General features: G+C 31.9%; 12 protein-coding genes. 5 read left to right on the top strand and 7 right to left on the bottom strand.

What is annotated here, in order from left to right; genetic code table 11:
- Positions 1 to 85: 85 nt before the first annotated feature.
- Positions 86 to 1,489 carry an IS110 family RNA-guided transposase gene (locus B5E79_RS02970; protein ID WP_087296913.1) on the top strand — a complete coding sequence of 468 codons (1,404 nt, stop codon included), beginning with the start codon at positions 86 to 88 and terminating at the stop codon, positions 1,487 to 1,489.
- Positions 1,490 to 1,808: 319 nt separating this feature from the next.
- Positions 1,809 to 3,716, top strand: coding sequence for an NAD(+) synthase (locus tag B5E79_RS02965; RefSeq protein ID WP_087296912.1), 1,908 nt, complete (start codon positions 1,809 to 1,811; stop codon positions 3,714 to 3,716).
- Positions 3,717 to 3,793: 77 nt separating this feature from the next.
- Here the strand turns inward: B5E79_RS02965 and B5E79_RS02960 are convergent, their stop codons facing one another.
- Together B5E79_RS02960 and B5E79_RS02955 are read right to left on the bottom strand one after the other, a co-directional pair.
- On the bottom strand, positions 3,794 to 4,174 hold the full coding sequence (locus B5E79_RS02960; protein ID WP_087296911.1) for a PAS domain-containing protein: 381 nt from the start codon (positions 4,172 to 4,174) through the stop codon (positions 3,794 to 3,796).
- A 3-nt stretch (positions 4,175 to 4,177) separates the two neighbouring features.
- A complete protein-coding gene (locus B5E79_RS02955; RefSeq protein ID WP_087296910.1) occupies positions 4,178 to 5,314 on the bottom strand; it encodes an MFS transporter in 1,137 nt (378 codons plus the stop codon).
- Between the two features lie 218 nt (positions 5,315 to 5,532).
- Here B5E79_RS02955 and B5E79_RS02950 point away from each other — a divergent pair, with 218 nt between their 5' ends.
- Both B5E79_RS02950 and B5E79_RS02945 read left to right on the top strand, forming a co-directional pair.
- A complete protein-coding gene (locus tag B5E79_RS02950; protein WP_087296909.1) occupies positions 5,533 to 8,211 on the top strand; it encodes a PD-(D/E)XK nuclease family protein in 2,679 nt (892 codons plus the stop codon).
- A complete protein-coding gene (locus B5E79_RS02945) occupies positions 8,201 to 11,812 on the top strand; it encodes a UvrD-helicase domain-containing protein (protein ID WP_087296908.1) in 3,612 nt (1,203 codons plus the stop codon). The genes B5E79_RS02950 and B5E79_RS02945 overlap by 11 nt, the downstream gene beginning before the upstream one ends.
- A 122-nt stretch (positions 11,813 to 11,934) precedes the next feature.
- Here B5E79_RS02945 and B5E79_RS02940 read toward each other — a convergent pair whose 3' ends face one another.
- From B5E79_RS02940 to B5E79_RS02920, 5 genes are all read right to left on the bottom strand, one after another.
- A complete protein-coding gene (locus tag B5E79_RS02940; RefSeq protein WP_143746761.1) occupies positions 11,935 to 13,233 on the bottom strand; it encodes a hypothetical protein in 1,299 nt (432 codons plus the stop codon).
- Positions 13,234 to 13,351: 118 nt separating this feature from the next.
- On the bottom strand, positions 13,352 to 13,849 hold the full coding sequence (locus tag B5E79_RS02935; protein ID WP_087296906.1) for a hypothetical protein: 498 nt from the start codon (positions 13,847 to 13,849) through the stop codon (positions 13,352 to 13,354).
- A gap of 363 nt (positions 13,850 to 14,212) precedes the next feature.
- Entirely contained in the window at positions 14,213 to 14,590 is a 378-nt protein-coding gene (locus B5E79_RS02930) for a hypothetical protein (protein ID WP_087245582.1), read from the bottom strand.
- Between the two features lie 131 nt (positions 14,591 to 14,721).
- Complete coding sequence (locus B5E79_RS02925; RefSeq protein WP_087296905.1) at positions 14,722 to 16,566, bottom strand: HAMP domain-containing sensor histidine kinase; 1,845 nt, start codon at positions 16,564 to 16,566, stop codon at positions 14,722 to 14,724.
- Positions 16,550 to 17,233, bottom strand: a complete 684-nt coding sequence (locus tag B5E79_RS02920) for a response regulator transcription factor (protein ID WP_087296904.1) — start codon at positions 17,231 to 17,233, stop codon at positions 16,550 to 16,552. The genes B5E79_RS02925 and B5E79_RS02920 overlap by 17 nt, the downstream gene beginning before the upstream one ends.
- 149 nt (positions 17,234 to 17,382) lie before the next feature.
- Between B5E79_RS02920 and B5E79_RS02915 the strand changes: the two genes are divergently transcribed.
- Positions 17,383 to 18,789 carry a uracil-xanthine permease family protein gene (locus B5E79_RS02915; RefSeq protein ID WP_087296903.1) on the top strand — a complete coding sequence of 469 codons (1,407 nt, stop codon included), beginning with the start codon at positions 17,383 to 17,385 and terminating at the stop codon, positions 18,787 to 18,789.
- Positions 18,790 to 18,813: the final 24 nt, after the last annotated feature.

The following is an 18,813-nucleotide window of genomic DNA, read 5'->3' as shown; positions in this document are numbered from 1 at the left end:
CTCCGTATTTGCGAGGTTGCGTTTGTCTTGATTTAGAGGTGCAATTCAAAACCATTTTCATACTTGAGAAAGAAGGTCATTTTTTATGAAAAATAACGATTACAATCTTTTTGTTGGCATTGATGTCTCTAAAGGCAAGGCTGATGCTGCTGTTCTGGCTGTCCCTGAATTAAGATCAGTCAAACCCCGTTTCCTTAGAAAAAAATTATCTTTTAAGTTCATTAAAGCTGATGTTGTTGAGTTTTTAAATACTGTGAGAAAGTATTCCAGTGATCCACACTGTCTTCACACTTATTTTGCTTTGGAGGTCACTGGTATCTATTCTACTAATGTCTATAGCTTTATTAAAGAAAACTGTAATAGCGATGAAGAAATCCATCAGCTCAATACTGATTTCGTTAATAAATGGAGAGAAAGCCATAATATTTCCAAATCTGATCCTTTGGATGCTCAAACTATCAGTACCATCGTTGGAACTGATGATGATGTCAGATATGTTTCAGATTCTGTCTTTGAAAACAAAAATGGATATCAAGATCTTAAGGCTCTCGTTCACAGACATTATCAGATTAAAAAACTCTATTCTCAGGAAACTAACCGTCTCATTGCCCTTTGTGATTGTTATTTCCCTGAACTTCAGTATGTTTTTGAACCTAAATCAGCTGCTTTTCTAGCTGTCTTATCTCAATATCCTACTTCGCATGATATCATAAATGCTTCCAAAAATGAAGTGTTTTCTCTCGTTTACGAAGCAACCAAGCATCGCTGCAGTTTGGATAAGATAGATAAGCTATTCAATTATGCTCAGGATACACTGGTTCCACATGTATCCGATCATATAAGATGCGTTATTTCCAACACTGTTGAAAGCATCGTCAATATTCGCGCTCAATTGAAACTGATTGAAAAAGATATCAGAAAGCTTGCCGCCACTTTTAATGTTTACAGTCTATTGATGACCATCACTGGCTGTGGTCCTTTGACAGCTGCAGTTATCATCGCTGAAACCGGAGACATCTTCAGATTCAATAATGCTGACCATTATGTCTCTTATAGCGGTTCATCGCCACGAAACAAGCGTTCTGGCAAGTCCGTGGAGATCATGGGCAAGATTTCCAAGAAAGGATCAAAATATCTGAGACACGCTCTTTACATGATTGCCGAATTTGCCAGACGACACAATCCTGTTCTTAAGCACTTATTTGAAAGAGTGAAGAACGAAAATAAAAAGCGTCATAAACTGGCAGTTATTGCAGTTGCTAATCGTATTGCCAGATATATCTATTCAATCATGAAAAGCGAAAGCAGTTTTATAATCATGCATGAAAATATCATGCGATTACCAGAAGAAACCCGAAATACGTTCTTCAATTCAATATCTTTAGATTTTCCAAAGAATACCAGAAAACAGATTTATCAGTATTCTGATGTCAATGGTGAAATTCATCGCTTTGTTTATAAAAACGAAACGACCGAATCAATAGCTTAAAAAAGCAGAAAATCTAAAATGTAAGAGCTTTCAAAATATATATTTTGAAAAGTTGTTTTTAGTGCACCCAAAAATCCACTAAATACATCAAACAACATCGGATTGCTCCTCTCAATCAGGACAAACACTATTAAAATCAATTTTTTAAATTAATTATTGACATTTAATAGTTTGTCTTTATTTTTATTATATCTTATTATATCTTTCATGACTATCCATTCAATGAAAAATACAATACCTACACATGGTGACTTTTCAATCAATAAATGCTAAGATATAAATATCTTTTTCATATAATCAATTAAATGGAGGAATATTCATGAAAGATGGATTTATAAGAGTAGGTTGTGCAAATTTTGAAGTATCGTTAGGTCAAGTTCAATACAATGCACAAAGAATCATATCTTATGTTAAAGAAGCTAATGAAAAACATATCAAGATTCTTGTTTTTCCAGAGCTTTGTTTAACTGGATATACAATTGAAGATTTATTTTATCAAAAACGTGTTTTAAACGAAGTCAACAAACAAATCACTACTATATGCGAACAGACAAAAGATTTAGATATATTGTTTACTTTTGGTTGTCCAATGATTTTGAAAAACAAACTTTATAACTGTGCTATAACAGTATGTCATGGAGATATATTAGGTGTTGTTCCTAAAACATATATCCCTACATATCATGAATTTTATGAAGGTCGTCATTTTGCCAGTGCTTTAGACAATGATGAAATCATCACAATCAATGGTCAAGCTTATCCATTTTCTTCACGTCTATTATTTGAATGTCAGAGTCATCCTGAATTAAAAATCGGCATTGAAATCTGTGAAGATTTATGGGCACCTTTACCACCAAGTACCTTACATTGTTTAAATGGTGCAACATTAATTTTGAATCCTTCTGCCAGCAATGATTTGACATCAAAATCAGATTATCGTCGTCTATTGGTCACTTCTCATAGTGCCAGACTTATTTGTGGCTATGCTTATTGTAATGCTGGATTAGGTGAGTCTTCTACTGATGTTGTTTTTAGTAATCATCATTTGATTGCTGAAAATGGAAGTCTTTTAGCTCAATCTCAACAATATAGTGAAGGTATCATCTTTGCTGATATGGATATGGAAAAATTAGTGAGTGAACGTGTTGAAATGACAACTTATGATAATCGTCAGGATCATTATCAGATCATACCTTTTACATTACAGGATGAAGATATTGAACTGACACGTACATATGATCCACATCCTTTTGTACCAAGCAATAAGGATCAACGTGCAATGCGTTGTCAGGAAGTTTTTGATATTCAAATTCATGGTTTGATTCAAAGATTAAAAGCTGCACATATCAAAAAAGTCGTCATTGGAATTTCAGGTGGTTTAGATTCTACACTTGCATTACTTGTTGCTAATATGGCTTATCAAAAATTAGGATATCCATCTCAGGATATTATTGCAGTGACAATGCCATGTTTTGGAACAACATCTCGTACTAAAAACAATGCTTTAAAAATGATGGAAGAATTAAATGTCACTTCCTTAACAGTGGATATTGGGGATGCTGTAAAACAACATTTTCAAGATATTGGGCATGACGAAAATGTTCATGATGTGACATATGAAAACTGTCAAGCAAGAGAACGTACACAAGTTTTAATGGATATCGCCAATCAGGAAGGTGGTATTGTCATCGGAACAGGAGATTTATCAGAAGTCGCTTTAGGATGGTCTACTTATAATGGTGATCATATGAGCATGTATGCGGTCAATGTTTCAGTTCCTAAAACATTAGTGCGATATTTAGTAGATTATGTATCTTCATTGTATGAAGGGCAGCCTCTTCATGATACATTACAGGATATCTTGAATACTCCTGTTTCACCAGAATTACTTCCTGCCAAGGATAATGAAATCGTTCAAAAAACAGAGGACATTGTGGGTCCATATGAACTGCATGATTTCTTCTTATATCATCATGCCAGATTCCATTATGAACCAAGAAAACTTTATCGTATTGCCTGTCATACTTTCCAAGATCAGTATGATGCCCCAACAATCAAGAAATGGCTGACAACTTTCTATCGTCGTTTCTTTACACAACAATTTAAACGTTCATGTATTCCAGATGGTCCAAAAGTCGGTAGTGTTGCTTTATCACCTCGCGGAGATTTAAGAATGCCTAGTGACGCTAATGTTGCATTGTGGTTACAAGAATGTGAACAATTATAAACAAAGTGATGGAAACATCACTTTTTATAATGCAAAAAAGGAAGATTTCAATCTATTTTTAAAATCTTCCTCCATCATCATTCACGACGTTTCCAATATTCACCTACAGGGATTTCAGGATGTTCTTGATCCCATGGGGCTTCATGTCTTTCAAAATAACCAATCACTTGCCCATCAACTCTAACAGGCACAAAAAATTCTCTTTCACCTGTTTTTTGATTATAAAGTTCAAACATTTCTTCTTCACCCTGATCAGCCCTCACTAAAAATTCTTCAATCTTGTAACGTGAATTTTCATTATGACACTGAAATAAACTTTGACCAATTTGAACTCTTTGTCCATATCTTTGTTTGGCAGTCTTATTCATATATTGCACAATATGATTTCTATCTACAAAAACAATTTCATAAGCGTAGGCATCTAAAATACCTAATAAAACATCCTTTGTCAGTTCCATTATTTAAATCTCCTTATTTTTCTGATTTTCTCTTTTTAAACATAATAGACTCAAAAAACAAAAACATCCTCCTAAAATCATCACCCATTGAATATTGATATCACCAGCCACTCCAAAACTCATATTCATCACAATCCCTACCATATTCATAATCATTGAATAAATTGATAACATGGTGACTCTTAAAGCACCCTCAACACGTTGATTCATAAGCGACTGTGATAAAGGAGAATAAAAAGCTTCTACTAAAGTTAAAATCATAATCCCTGCAATAGATATATAAGGATGATGACTCAATGCCAATATGATACAGGTGATCATGGAAACAAATACCAATAAAAACATCAGTGTCTTTTCACGAATATATTCGACTATTTTCCCTAAACTCGCCCCTAAAAGAGGTATGGCTGTCATAAAAATAGAAATGAGTCCAAAATAGATAACTGGAATATGACTGGCTTTCCATTGCAGCTGACTATAAAACACACTGATTGTATGTGTTGTTTCTAATAATAATGCTGAAGCAATCAAAAAAAGAATATGTCTTTTTTGTTGAAACAATAATGAAAATGCATCTTTGATTCCCATATGAGAACTTCCTTCCATAGGAATATCTTCCAAAAAGAAAGATAATAGAAACGCTATAAAATAAGGCAAAATGGTATATAAAGCAGCTAATTCCATATCATGAATCCACAATGAAAAAGCCATTGATGACATCATCATGCCTGCGACACCACAGGCATGGAGATATCCAAAAACACGTGGATTTTCTATCTTGCCAGTTGACAGATACAAAAATGCACTATCACAGCCAGAAAGTCCTGATACTGTTATCGCTAATAATAATCTTTCTAATAAAAACATCGAAAATCCATAAGCCTGATAGAATACAATCTTTGATAAAAGATAGATTCCATAACAGCTCATCATCGTTTTCTTATATCCTAAACGATCACATAAATATCCCATAGGGATTTCTAAAATAAAAACAAGTATTGAAAACAGGCTTTCAATCAATCCCATTTCAACTAATGTCAATCCATGATTTTGACGATATAAAGTTGCAACAGAACTATAAAAAACCATTCCTTGTAGCCATTCAATCGCAAACAAGAGATAGATATTTCTTTTTTTCATAAATCAAATAGTCCTTTCTCAGTATGATAAAAACATCTACATCAAAATGTAGAATAATCTAAAATAAAAATTGTTTTTATCAAATTCGAAAAAGCACCATCTCTATCCCTCCATGTTTTTCATTATACAATAATCACAAATGAAAAAACAAGATATCAAAAGTATTTACTTTTTCATTTCCCATCTTTTCATGTATAATAGAAAACGAGGTGAAAAGAATGCAAATCATCAGTGGCTTAAATCAAGATTATAAACGTCATCAAATCATTCAAAAGTATGTTCAAGAAGCTCAAAATCATCCTTTTGAACAATATATTTATATCTGTGATCAACCAGCTTTTATTGAAAACATATTTTTTCAATATACGCATTGTTTGGTCAATATTCAAATTATGAGCTGGAATCAATATTTAAAACAATTACAGCTTCAATATCATTTAACGCAACATCATTTACTTTCTCAAGTAGAATGGGTTTATCACTTAAGAAAGATCTTTAATGAAGAAACATTTCATTGTTTTGATATGGAAAATCCATTACCTTTCATCAATGAATTAATTCCACTTATCAAAGATTACGAACTTTATCAAATCAACTACCAAGATATTCACCATACGAAACTTCAAGATTTCTGGCATATTTACCAATCACTTTTATCACGTCTTGATAGTTATACACATTTGACATTAGAAAGTTTATTTCAAAATATCACTTTTCATGAACAAGACCATCTCATCATTGAAGCTGATCATCTTTATCAAAAACAACGTCAAGATATTATTCAACGTTTAGCAACAACATGTGATGTCACTTGTCTTTATACTTATCAACATGATGAGCGTTTATTCAATTTACCTTATCATCATTTATGTCAAACAAGTCAAGTCATTGATCAACCGACTTATTTCACACAACATCTTTTTAGTCAAGAACCTGTTTCAAAAAAGGAAACACAACACATGTACAGCTTTGTTGCAGGAACACCTTATCAGGAAATTCAACGTGTTGTATATACAATTTATCAAAAAATTGTGGATGAAAATCTTCATTACCAGGATTTTACAATCATTTATCCTAATCAAAATTATCAGGATGATTTATTAACCATTCTTGATGAATTACATATACCTCATTCCTTGCCTTATCAACAAGAGCGCTGTTATGAGCGAAGTTATCAACTGATTTTACAACAATTCAAACAATGCCAAGGACATACTTTCCATGAACTTGCAGTCGAATTACTTGCACTGGAACTTGACAAGGATTATCAGGACTATCTTCAAAAAATAAGCGAGCTTGATGGTCAAATATCTCCACAAGAATTCATAGAGTTTTTCCAAATGACATTTCCAAAAGCTAAACAAACTTTAGAAAAAAGACAAGATGAAATTCATGTTTATATGATTGGACAAGGTGAAGCGATGCCTTCAACGCATTTATTTATCTTAGGAATGAATGAAACCATCTTACCTCAAAGCATTAAAGATACATCCTTATTATTAGATGAAGATATTGAATTGTTAAGAAAAGAAAATATCTCAACTCCTCTTACAACCAGTGAACAGTTAGGTGTTCATGAAAATGATATTTTTAAAATACTGACAACACCATTTTCAACATTAACTGTTTCATTAGCGATGAACTCATTGTCTGGAGAAACCTTGCTCCCTTCTTCTTTATACAAACAATTGACTCAAATGTATACCTTCCAAAAGCTTCCTCCACTTCAATTTCTACCTTTAGATCAATACTATATAGCCAATGGAAAAGTAACTCATAAAGAAACTTTGAATCAAAACATTGCACATTATTTATCATCACATCATCAGCCAGATTCATTAACACCTGAGTTGACACAGTCTTTATATAGTTCATATCTTTCAGTCAGTCAAATTGAAACCTATAATCAATGTCCTTTCCTCTACTTTATTCAATATGGTTTAGGCATTTATCCTATTCAAGATCAAAAATTATTACCGAATGAACTTGGTTCTCTCATTCATTATGTTTTATCTATGAATATAGATCAATCTTATGATATTTCTCAACTTGTTGACCAATATCTTCAAGATCATGAAACACTTTCACAAAAAATAGCTCACTCCCATGTCAATCAATACTTTATTGAACAATTAATTCAAGATCTGCAAATCACTCTAAAAGTACTTAAACAATTCTTAAATACGGGCAATTTCCATGTTCAATATAAAGAGAAAAAAGTCAAAAATACAATTCATGATATCAATTTTAAAGGTATTGTTGATCGTATTGATGTCTATGAAGATTATGTTTCTATTATTGATTATAAATCAAGTGCCAAAAGCATTGATCTCAATCTTGCTATGCAAGGTTTTCATATTCAGATGCTTGTCTATTTAGATATGGTGACAAAAATGATGGATAAAAATCCAGGTGCTGTTTTATATTTCAATACGAAAAAACGTATTTTAAGCGTACAACAAAGTATGCATGAAGCCATTAATGAAGATGACTGGATCAAACAATATCGTTACAATGGTTATATCGTTGATGATGGCAGTCATCAAAGTCTTTTGAATTTAGACCCTACTTTTGATAGACGTTCTGCGTTGATACCAGTCTCTTATGTCAAAAGCAGAGATGAATATAAGGGACAAATTCTTTCTACTGAACAACTTCATATTTTATTTGAAAAGATCAGCGATCATATTTATGAACTTTATCAAAGTATGATGAATGGTCATATTGACATAGCGCCAAAAGGTAGTGATCAAAAAGCAACACATACATTAGTGAATCCTTGTTTTTATTGTCCATATCATAGTATTTGTGGTTTTGATGTTTTCTATAATGATTATCAGCTTGTTGAATTCTTAGATGTTGAAAAAATATTAGGAGGTGAAGACGATGCCGTTTAATGCTGGACAATTAAAAGCTATCCAACAAAGAGATTCTTCTATTTTAGTTAGTGCTCCTGCGGGAAGTGGAAAAACAAAAATTCTTGTCAGTCGTATTATTGAATTATTAAAAGAAGGATATGAAATTTCAGATTTCCTGGTGGTAACATTTACACAGGCAGCTGGTCATGAGATGAAACAAAGACTGACTGAAGAACTCAATGAACTTGTATCTTCACCTATTGATGAAAAATTAAAAACACATTTACAACATCAAATTTTTAATCTTCCTCATGCCTATATTACAAACTTTCATGGATTTTGTAATTTATTATTGATGAAATATGGATATCTTGTTGGCGTTATGCCTGGATTTGAAATCAACAGTAATCCTACTATCATCAAAAAAGAAGTTCTTACAGAATGTTTAGAACAATGGATTCAAGATGAAAATATTCGTGATTTTCTTTCCTTATATTTTCCTGGTTATTCTTTAGATGATTTTCAATCTTTATTATTATCTATTGATAATATTTCTCATTCTATTGATCATTTTTATGATTTTATTGATCAGATGAAAACAAATAACTATGATAGTCTTTCCTCATCTTTAGAAGATTGGCCTTTGTTTCCTTATTTAAAAAATATTTTCTATGATGAAGTCACAATGGCTATGAATAAATTGATTGAACTCCAAATATTCTGTGAACAAAATAATCTCACTGATTTTTATGAAAGACCTGATGAACAGACTGAAAAGAATCAATTATTAAAGGTTCCTTTTGATGCTTATTATGATTATTTAGATGAACGTCTTCAGGCATTATCACATGCTATCACTTATGATACTATGGTTTCTTTAATCAAAGCTCCTGTTGATAAAGCCTATAATATGTCTTGGAAAGAAGTCGATCCTCAGATCAAAAAAACTTTTACAAAATTGAAAAGTGATATTTTATCTTCTTATCAAAAATCAGCTGATGCCTATTTAGAAGATCATAGTGAAGATTTAATTCAAAAGCTTCAAGTCAGCTATCAGGCTATTGATATGTTGCTTTCTAAAGGTCAACTGTTGGATCAATTCCAACAAGCATATCAACAAAGAAAAAAAGAGCTTAATCAGCTAGATTTTGCTGATCTGGAAAGTTATACACATCAGCTGTTATTGCCTGAATATGGTATTGTGGATATTTTGTATCATCGCTTAAAAGAAATCATGATTGATGAGTATCAGGATACCAATCAGATTCAAGAATCACTCATTTCACTGATTTCTAAATATCAAAAACCTTATATTCCTCTATTTATGGTTGGTGATATGAAACAGTCTATCTATCGTTTTAGACAAGCTGATCCTCAAATCTTTCTTGATAAATATAATCATTTTTCATTAACTGATGAAGAATGTTTAAATAGTCAAACAAGAAGAATTGATCTTGTCTTTAATTACCGTTCTTCTAAAATTGTTTTAGACTCTATCAATTTTATTTTTAATCAAATTATGGATACACAAATTGGTGGTTTGGAATATTATTTAGATGACAGTGCCCGTTTAAATTATGACTATGATGGCAAAGAAGCAGGACATCAAAAAGAAGCACGTGAACGTTTCTTTCAAGATGATATGCGTCAAACAGAAGTATTGATTGATATCTATAATCCTCAATCTTCTTTAGATAAAGAACAATATGAAGCTCATATGGTTGCACAGAAAATATTACAACTTAAAGAAGCGATGCGTTTAGATGGAAAAAGAGTATCTTATAAAGATATGGTTGTTTTAATGCGATCAACAGTTTCTTTTTTAACATTTAAAAAAGTTTTTGATCAATACCACATCCCTAACCATATCGTTTTATCACAAGGATTTTTAAAGGCAAATGAAATTGAAAATATGCTGACATTTTTAAAGGCCCTTGATAATCCTTACAATGATATTGCCTTATTAAGCGTACTCAATCAGCCTTATACATGTTCCTATATTCCTTTAGATCAGATTGCATCATTACGTGTAAACCATAAAGATTTATCTCTTTATGAAACATTACAATTATCATCTCATCAACAAATCATCCAATTTTTAGAAGTCTTTGAAGAACTCAGAGCTTTTAGCTATCAACATTCACCTTATGATTTATTGAAAAAGATTTATGAAGTCACAGACTATCCACTCTTTGTCTGTCAGCTTGTCAATGGTGAACAAAGAAAAGCAAATTTACAGTTGTTATTGGAAGTTGTTAAACAATATCAACAACAATATCCTTATCTTCATGATATCATTGACATGTTTGAACAATCAGCTGATTTAGCACCAGCTATTGTCGCCTCACAAAATGATGATTATGTTGAATTCATGACAATTCATAAATCTAAAGGTTTAGAATTTCCGATTGTTTTTGTCTGTCAGACACACAAACAATTTAATACACAAGACAGCAAAGAACGCTTTATGATTGATAAACAATTAGGTATTGCGGTAAAACCAAGATGTCGTGTTCCAAGTGAACAATATGGAGAAATCACAGTTGAATATGAAAACTGTTATCGTAATATGATTGCCAGACATCAATTAGATGAATCTATCAATGAAGAGATGCGCATTTTATATGTTGCTTTGACTCGTGCTTCTCAAAAGCTCATTTTAACTGGTGTCATCAAAAGCATTGATGAAATCAAAGATATAATGAACAAATTAATCATCAATGAACATCCTGATATTTATCATAAGAAAAATGCTGAACATGTACTACTTTATAATCGTATGCGTAAAACAAACAATTATCTTTCATGGATTTTAGCTGCTATTTTCCGTCATCCTCAAATTATTCAACAATGCTTCAATCATGAGGAATTAAAGCCTTTAGCCAAAAAACTTCAACAATATCATTTTGAAAAATATCTGACTTTTGATTCAACTGAACATGCTATGTTCTCCTTGACACTAACAAATGATCAAGACATTGAAGAAAAAATAATTCAAACATCCAAACAAAATGAAATGATTGATAGTCAAATACAAGAACGATATCAATCATTCCAATACCCTTATGATACAAGCAAACCATTAACTCTAGCAGTGACAAAACTTCCTCATATTCAAGATCAAAGCCACGCTTCAATAACAGACGACAATGAAAGCTTCTCTATGAGTGCCAGTGACAAAGGAACATTAGTTCACTTACTTTTAAGTTATCTGACATTCAAAGAAGATCATATCGAAACATTGATTCAACAACTTTATCAAGAAAAATTAATTGATGATGATGGAAAAGATATACTTGATCAATATCAAGGTAAAATACAAGGATTCATTGATAGCCCTTATTATCAAATGATTCAAAAAGCAGAATATATCTATAAAGAAAAACATTTTGCCTATTATGATGAAACACTCCAACAAACCATTCATGGTATTTTCGACTTAGTATTTATTTATCAAAATCAAATTTATGTCTTAGACTATAAGACTGATCGTGTTTCACAAAATAGTGCTGATGATATTTTAATACAAAAACATCAGATTCAATTAGATTATTATAAAAAAGTCTTGATGGATATGTACCATCAAGATGTCAAAGCTATTGTCTATTATTTACATATCAACCATGGTGTAGAATTTTAAAAATTATCATCATTTTATAAGGTCATCTCAATGATGACCTTTTCTTTATAACTTATTTATAGATTCTCACTCTTTAATCAAATAATGCTCTGTGTTTTTCACACAGAGCATAAAACTATCTATTATTTATTGTATCTTTTCTTTCTGTTATAAAGAACTATACCTGTTAAGATTGCTCCAGCACCTAACATAACAGTTACCCAAAGAGCAATACTACTATCATCACCAGTATTCAAGACATCTTTGTTATTTGTCTTGTTGTTGCTAGTATCCGAAACAGTCTTGTTATCAGTCTGATTATCACTAGTTGGGGCCTTTGGATCTGTTGTTCCTATTGGAGAATTTCCATTTCCCTCAGAAGGATTAGTTGGTGTTCCAGTTGCTGGGATTTCCTGTTTCTCAACATATCCACAAATCGTACAAGTATGTTGTTTTTCTCCTTTTTCCGTTGCAGTCGGTTCTTTTGTTACCGTCCATTCGCCAAAGGTATGTGCAATCTTTTCAATCACTGTACCTTTTTCAATCACTTCACCGCACACTTTGCAGACCTTATCGCCAGTATAGCCTTCTTCTGTGCAAGTAGCTTCTTTGGCATTTTTCAACTCTGTTTCGCCGTGTCCAGTTGCTTTGATAACGGTTTTTTCTTTGATGATTTCTTCTGTCAATGCTTCATCGCTGAAATACTTGCCACAGGCGTCGCAATACCAGTTTTCGATATTTCCGTCCTCAGTGCAGGTAGGAGCTTTTGCTTCAGTTTTTACTGCTTTATGACCAAGCGCATTTCCATATGGTTTACCGCAATCGTCACATATTGCCGGATCTGTACAAGTCGCTGTACCACCTATATGAGTATGTGGTTTAATGTGTACATATGTGTATGTCCACAAATCGTCAGCAGCAGTAAAGGTTACAGGTTCCGTGTATGGCGAATCATTAAAATGTGCTGCGCCTGTTTCTCCTTCAGCCAGATTTCCTACTTTTACTTCCAGCATTTGTCCTGTGGTTGGAGAGATGACAATCTGATCGGCATCCATACCAGCGTTTGCAGTAATATCCGAATTTCCAGTAACAGAAATTGTGTGATCATTTGAGTAAATAGCATAATTACCTTGGTTTCCAGTAGAAGTAGATTCTATTTTACTATTAACAATATTAATATCATTGTCTCCGAAAATAGCATCATAGTAGCCTTGGACTTTTAAAGTAGAATCTGAAATTTTACATTGATTGAGTATATATATACCGCTGTCCCCGTTGCTGTCCACAGTCACATTACTTTTGTTTGAAACCGTCAGCGCATTTGCCCAAATAGCAGGATATGAATTGTCGGCAACAGCATATGCTTCCACTGTAGAATTACTGATATCAATTATATTGTTTATTGAATACAACGCATTGGATTGTCCATTTACAGTAGCCACCACTGTGCTATCACTAATGCTAATACCGTTTTCACCCACGAGCGTCAATTGTTTACTGTTAACCGTTACATTCGCATGATTTTGTATTGACAGTTTGCCACCGATTATATCAATGCCATTATTTACTGAATATGCTGCAATACCTCCCCCAATTATGTGATGTTATATCTAGGATACAGCCGTCAATGGTAATATTACCACCGTCTGTCTGTATGGCATCCTCATTGGTTGTAATGGTTAGTTTATCCTCATTAGTCCCCTTAATTGTAATGTCTGCAACACTGCCAGAAGAGGTTCCAGCATAAATCACTCGTTGGTCAGTTGAATTTATTGTATTGCTACCTTTGAGTTCGATTGTCAAAGCCCCTCTTATCCTAAAGACTGGCTGATTATTATTTTGCTCAATCGTTGCATTATCCAGCGTCAACGTATTAGTCTGAGAGTCAAACAACGCTGTTCCTTCGCCGTATTGATACAATTCTCCACTGTTTAATTCTTGCCCATTAATTTTAACACTTGTACCACCTACAGCCAAAACAGTTGTTGGAAATAAACCAATGACAAGCATACAAGCAAGGAATACTCCCAGCACTTTATTTTTTGCTTTTGTTTTCATAACTTTTCTCATCCTTTCTGTTTATAATTTTTCAGTCAACAAATATGAAAAGGCGTACCCTACCCATCATAAAATGGGTAGAATACGCCTTATAATATTATGCTGTTTGATGCTTAACAAAAAATTGGGCGCAGTTATACTAACTAACTTGCTTGCTTGCTTGCTTGCAGTATCACTCTTGCTTCCATTCTTGTCAAGCCCCTTTCTGAATATAATTTATATATCTAATTTTAATATAAAACCGACTTATTTTCAATATTATTTCTTGTGTTGGTCATCTTTGATCAAATGAATTTCATTGATAAAAAAAAGAATCAATTTAATATATACTTGATTGATTCTTCTATAAAGATTGTTATTATTTTAAAAATATCTTCTTCTTTTATTTCTAAATGAATACTTATATGTCATTGTATAACGAGGATGATTTTGATAAATCATATAAAGATTTATACACTCTATAGGTATAAGTAAAGCCAATACACGAGTCAAATCAGGCAAAATCATTAAATGCTGATTAAATAGACCTAATAAGAAAGCAACTACAAAAATACAAATAGTAAGAATCTTACCAAATTTCATAAGCACTGTTCCTTCAGCTTTTTTTAAACTTAAAAATTCTAACCCAATTAACAACCCTATAACAATAGCCACAATAATTTCTTCCATGACAACACTTTGCATCAAAATAACACCTATAATGATGATATATGGTATAACCATCCCTAAAATTTTATTCATCCTAAGCACCTCATCTTTTCTATCATTATAATTGACATATCTTGTCGTTTCAAGTCTAAGATGTGAAAAGAGTTCTACTTGTCTATCATCTTTTCATTAAAAAAGAAGGAAGTCTTTTTCCTTCTTTATAATTATAGAATATGAATTTGAAATTCAACGCCTTTTTCACTATTACACACATCATATTGGAAACCATGTAATTCTAAAATAGAACGACATATCGCAAGACCTAATCCAGTTCCTTGACGATCACTTGAAACATAAGTATCCCAAATTGTTTCTTTTTGTTCATGACTCAAATGTTTTCCTTCATTTTCAAAACTTAAAATACCTTGATGATACTTAATATAAATATGTCCATTTTGTGGTGTATGTTTTATTGCATTACTCATAAAGTTTTGAAAAACAATCTTGAGTTCTTTGAAATCTCCTTGAATATGTGGAAATTCATCTCCCATCACAACATGAATATGTTTCTTTTTTAGAATAGGCGCAAATGTTTCTACAATTGACATTAATAAATCCTCTAAATCAATATCTTCCTTATGTAATTCAACATGACCAGATTCTAATCTTGATAAATCTAGCATAGCCATAATCAATTGATTAATATGCTCTATTTCTTGATGAATCGCACTTAAATATTGTTGTTTCTTAAGATCATCTTTCCCTGCTTCAATTAATTCTATGTAACCATTAATAATACTTAATGGCGTTTTAATTTCATGAGTAAAATTCGCAATGAACTCTTTTCTCATACCTTCTAATTTTTTTACATATTCTATTTCATCATTTAACTGTTGAATTGTTGTTTTTAATTGTTGACTCATCTGATTAATATTATGTGATAATACACCTAATTCATCTTTAGATTTTTCATTGAGATGAATATCAAAATCATTATTTGCAATGGATAAAGTAGCTTGACTCATCTTTTTAATACGCCTTGTCAATATATATGAAATCAATAAAGATATCATTATACAAACAATAAAGGAAATGATATAAATAATCATTTTGGAGTAAATGACCTGATGTGTAATTCTGCCAATCGCATTAAGGTCATATGTATAAAAAACAAGATAACCATCTACATCTTGAACATCATAATCTCCAAATTCGCTATTTTCAATTGGTTTGGCATTTTTAGAGATTAATGGTTTACAATGAATAGAATATAAAGTGCCATCTTTTTCCTCTACACCGCCTACACCTGGTGAAAATGTTTCACCCTGTTGAGGGAACAATGAAGATACATAATCACGAACAATACCATCATGTTTTTGATAATTATCTTCATGAAAATCATCATATTCATCTAGGTATAGCCCTTGAGCAGATAAAAGACAATTCGCACTTTCATATGTTTCAAAATACATCGTATAAATCTTTTCATTATTTTGTCGATGATTTAGGAAAATCTGCTTATCAATAGATAAATATGAAATATCATCAATCTTCATAGATACATTGGAATTATTTTGAGAATCATATCCAGTAAAAGCTATATTTACAGGAAGTTGATTATTTTCAACGTGTTTTCTGAGAATATTTTCTATTTGTTTTTGTTGATCTATAGAAATTTGAGAGAGATTGATTTGGAGATAAGTTGTTATTCCGTCTTTTTCATTTCTTAACGTTAAATAAGGAGTATTGTGTTCACGTAGATTATAGACCATCTCTAAATCTGGATTCAATACAAAGACTGAGTCTATTTTATAACCATCTTCTGCTTCTAAAGTCTGTTCTATATCTTCATAAAATGAAGAATTTAAATCATTATATTTTTGATTATAAAGAATAGATAATTGCTGGCTTAAAACATCAATATTATATATATTATCATTTTGAGTATAAATATGAGATTTTTCTCGATGAAAATCAAGAGTCACATTTAAGACTTGAATCAATACAAAACTCATGAAAACTAATATAAAAATCTTTTTTCCTAATGTCATTTTAAACATTGTCTTCATCTCTTTCCACCACCTTTAACATATATCCTGTTTTGATAACAGTTTGAATATAACAGGCATATTTTCCTAATTTCTTACGTAATTTTTTGATATATGTATCAACTGCTCTTCCATCACCATAATAATCATATCCCCATATATGATCTAAAATCTGTTGACGTGTCAATAACTGATTCACATGCATACATAAATATTCTAACAATTCATATTCTTTATGTGCTAATGTGATTTTTTGTTGATCTATAATTAAAATACGATTGATACGATCTAATTGAAGATGTCCAACAGAAAGTATATTTTCTTCCTTTTTCTGATCACGTTTAATCATGGCGATAACTTTGGCATGCAGTAATGATAATTGAAATGGTTTGATGATATAATCATCTGCTCCTAACTGATATGCCAGTAACTGATTTTCTTCTTGTGATAAAGCACTCATAAAGATAACAGGTCTTTTTGTTTTTAATCTTAATTGTTTACAAACTTCATAACCATCAATACCCGGCATCATAATATCTAGTAAAATTAAATCAATCGTCTCATTAATCATACTTAATGCTTCATAGCCTTGTGTTGCTTCAACGACTTCAATGCCTTTTAATGAAAAATAATCTTTGATAATTTGACGAATATGAAACTCATCCTCAATAACCAATATTTTATACATTCTTTTCACCTCGACTTCATCTTAACATGCTTTTGTGGAATTGAAGTGGAATCGAAAATATAAATGTTATAAGTCTTCGCAAAAACGTGACATTTTATGACAAATTATGTTAAAATCAAGACGTTTTAATAAATATGAGGAGAGGAAAAATGAATAAAGAAGAAAATGTAACGACTGTAAGTGATGAAAATATTTATAAACTCAATGGACGTGTTCCACTTAAAAAAGCTATTCCTTTTGGTTTACAACATGTTTTAGCTATGTTTGTCGCAAATCTTGCGCCTGTTATTATTGTCTGTGGAGCAGCTGTTGTCAGAGGTTCTGGTGAGCATTTGACATCAGCTGAAATTACTTCTATTTTACAGTGTGCTATGTTTGCGGCTGGAATTGGAACATGTATGCAACTCTATCCAGTTTGGAAAATTGGTTCTAAATTACCTATTGTCATGGGAGTGAGTTTTACATTCTTAGGAAGTTTATTAGTCATATCAACAAATCCTGCTTTAGGATATGAAGGTATGATTGGTGCTGTTATTCTTGGTGGTATTTTTGAAGGCTTGGTTGGATTAAGTGCAAAATACTGGAAAAGATTTTTAACGCCTGTTGTTTCAGCTTGTGTCGTGATTGCGATTGGGCTATCACTGCTATCAGTAGGAATGGATTCTTGGGGTGGTGGTTCTGGTGTTGAAGACTTTGGTGCCTGGTACCATCTTCTTGTTGGAACTTTTACGCTTATTGTATGTTTAATATCACATTATCGTTTAAAAGGTATTTATAAAAATTTAAATATTCTTGTTGGTTTAATTTTTGGATATTTATTATCTGTTATTTTGACAGTCACAGGAATTGCGCCAATGGTGGACTTTTCTAATATTGCGGAAACGATTCATCAAATTGGATATTTCAGTATTCCAAAATTAGTATTCTTTACAGAACATATGCCTGTCTTTGATTTAGGGGCTTTCTTTACTATTGCGATTGTCTTTTTAGTTTCAGCAGCTGAAACGACTGGTGCAACAACTGCTGTCTGTAAAGGAGCTTTAAATCGTGATATTCAAATGGAAGAACTTCAAGGTTCATTAGCTGTAGATGGATTTTCAAGTGCTATTTCTGGATGTTTTGGTTGTCTCCCTTTAACATCTTTTAGTCAAAATGTTGGTTTAGTCACAATGACACAAGTCATCAACCGTTTTACTATTTTCATGGGAGCTTTAATCCTGATATTAGCATCGTTATTTCCACCTCTAGGGGCTTTCTTTCAATCATTACCTCAATCAGTTTTAGGTGGATGTACAGTGATGATGTTTGGTTCTATCATGTATGAAGGTATTAAAATGTTAAAAGATAATACTTTTGATGAACGTACAATGATCATTGTTTCACTTGCCTTTTGTATTGGGGTTGGTGTCACTCAAACTTCAGGAAATTTCTTTACATGTTTCCCATCAGTTGTTGGAGAAATCTTTAATGGAAATGCAGTTGCAGGAGTCTTTGTTGTATCATTATTATTAAGTTTAGTTTTACCGGAAAAGAAAAAAGGAAATGAGAATATGTAAAAAGCATATTCTTGTTTCCTTTTT

Source organism: Massilimicrobiota sp. An134, from assembly GCF_002160815.1.
Lineage (GTDB): Bacteria > Bacillota_I > Bacilli_A > Erysipelotrichales > Coprobacillaceae > Allocoprobacillus > Allocoprobacillus merdigallinarum.
The sequence above is the reverse complement of the archived record's forward strand: the minus strand, read 5'-3'. Positions and strand labels throughout refer to the sequence as shown.

What these genes read in the sequence shown, in the direction of transcription:
- B5E79_RS02970 (WP_087296913.1), top strand. Translation starts at nt 86, where the DNA reads ATGAAAAATAACGATTACAATCTTTTTGTTGGCATTGATGTCTCTAAA.
- B5E79_RS02965 (WP_087296912.1), top strand. Translation starts at nt 1,809, where the DNA reads ATGAAAGATGGATTTATAAGAGTAGGTTGTGCAAATTTTGAAGTATCG.
- B5E79_RS02960 (WP_087296911.1), bottom strand. Translation starts at nt 4,174, where the DNA reads ATGGAACTGACAAAGGATGTTTTATTAGGTATTTTAGATGCCTACGCT.
- B5E79_RS02955 (WP_087296910.1), bottom strand. Translation starts at nt 5,314, where the DNA reads ATGAAAAAAAGAAATATCTATCTCTTGTTTGCGATTGAATGGCTACAA.
- B5E79_RS02950 (WP_087296909.1), top strand. Translation starts at nt 5,533, where the DNA reads ATGCAAATCATCAGTGGCTTAAATCAAGATTATAAACGTCATCAAATC.
- B5E79_RS02945 (WP_087296908.1), top strand. Translation starts at nt 8,201, where the DNA reads ATGCCGTTTAATGCTGGACAATTAAAAGCTATCCAACAAAGAGATTCT.
- B5E79_RS02935 (WP_087296906.1), bottom strand. Translation starts at nt 13,849, where the DNA reads ATGAAAACAAAAGCAAAAAATAAAGTGCTGGGAGTATTCCTTGCTTGT.
- B5E79_RS02930 (WP_087245582.1), bottom strand. Translation starts at nt 14,590, where the DNA reads ATGAATAAAATTTTAGGGATGGTTATACCATATATCATCATTATAGGT.
- B5E79_RS02925 (WP_087296905.1), bottom strand. Translation starts at nt 16,566, where the DNA reads ATGAAGACAATGTTTAAAATGACATTAGGAAAAAAGATTTTTATATTA.
- B5E79_RS02920 (WP_087296904.1), bottom strand. Translation starts at nt 17,233, where the DNA reads ATGTATAAAATATTGGTTATTGAGGATGAGTTTCATATTCGTCAAATT.
- B5E79_RS02915 (WP_087296903.1), top strand. Translation starts at nt 17,383, where the DNA reads ATGAATAAAGAAGAAAATGTAACGACTGTAAGTGATGAAAATATTTAT.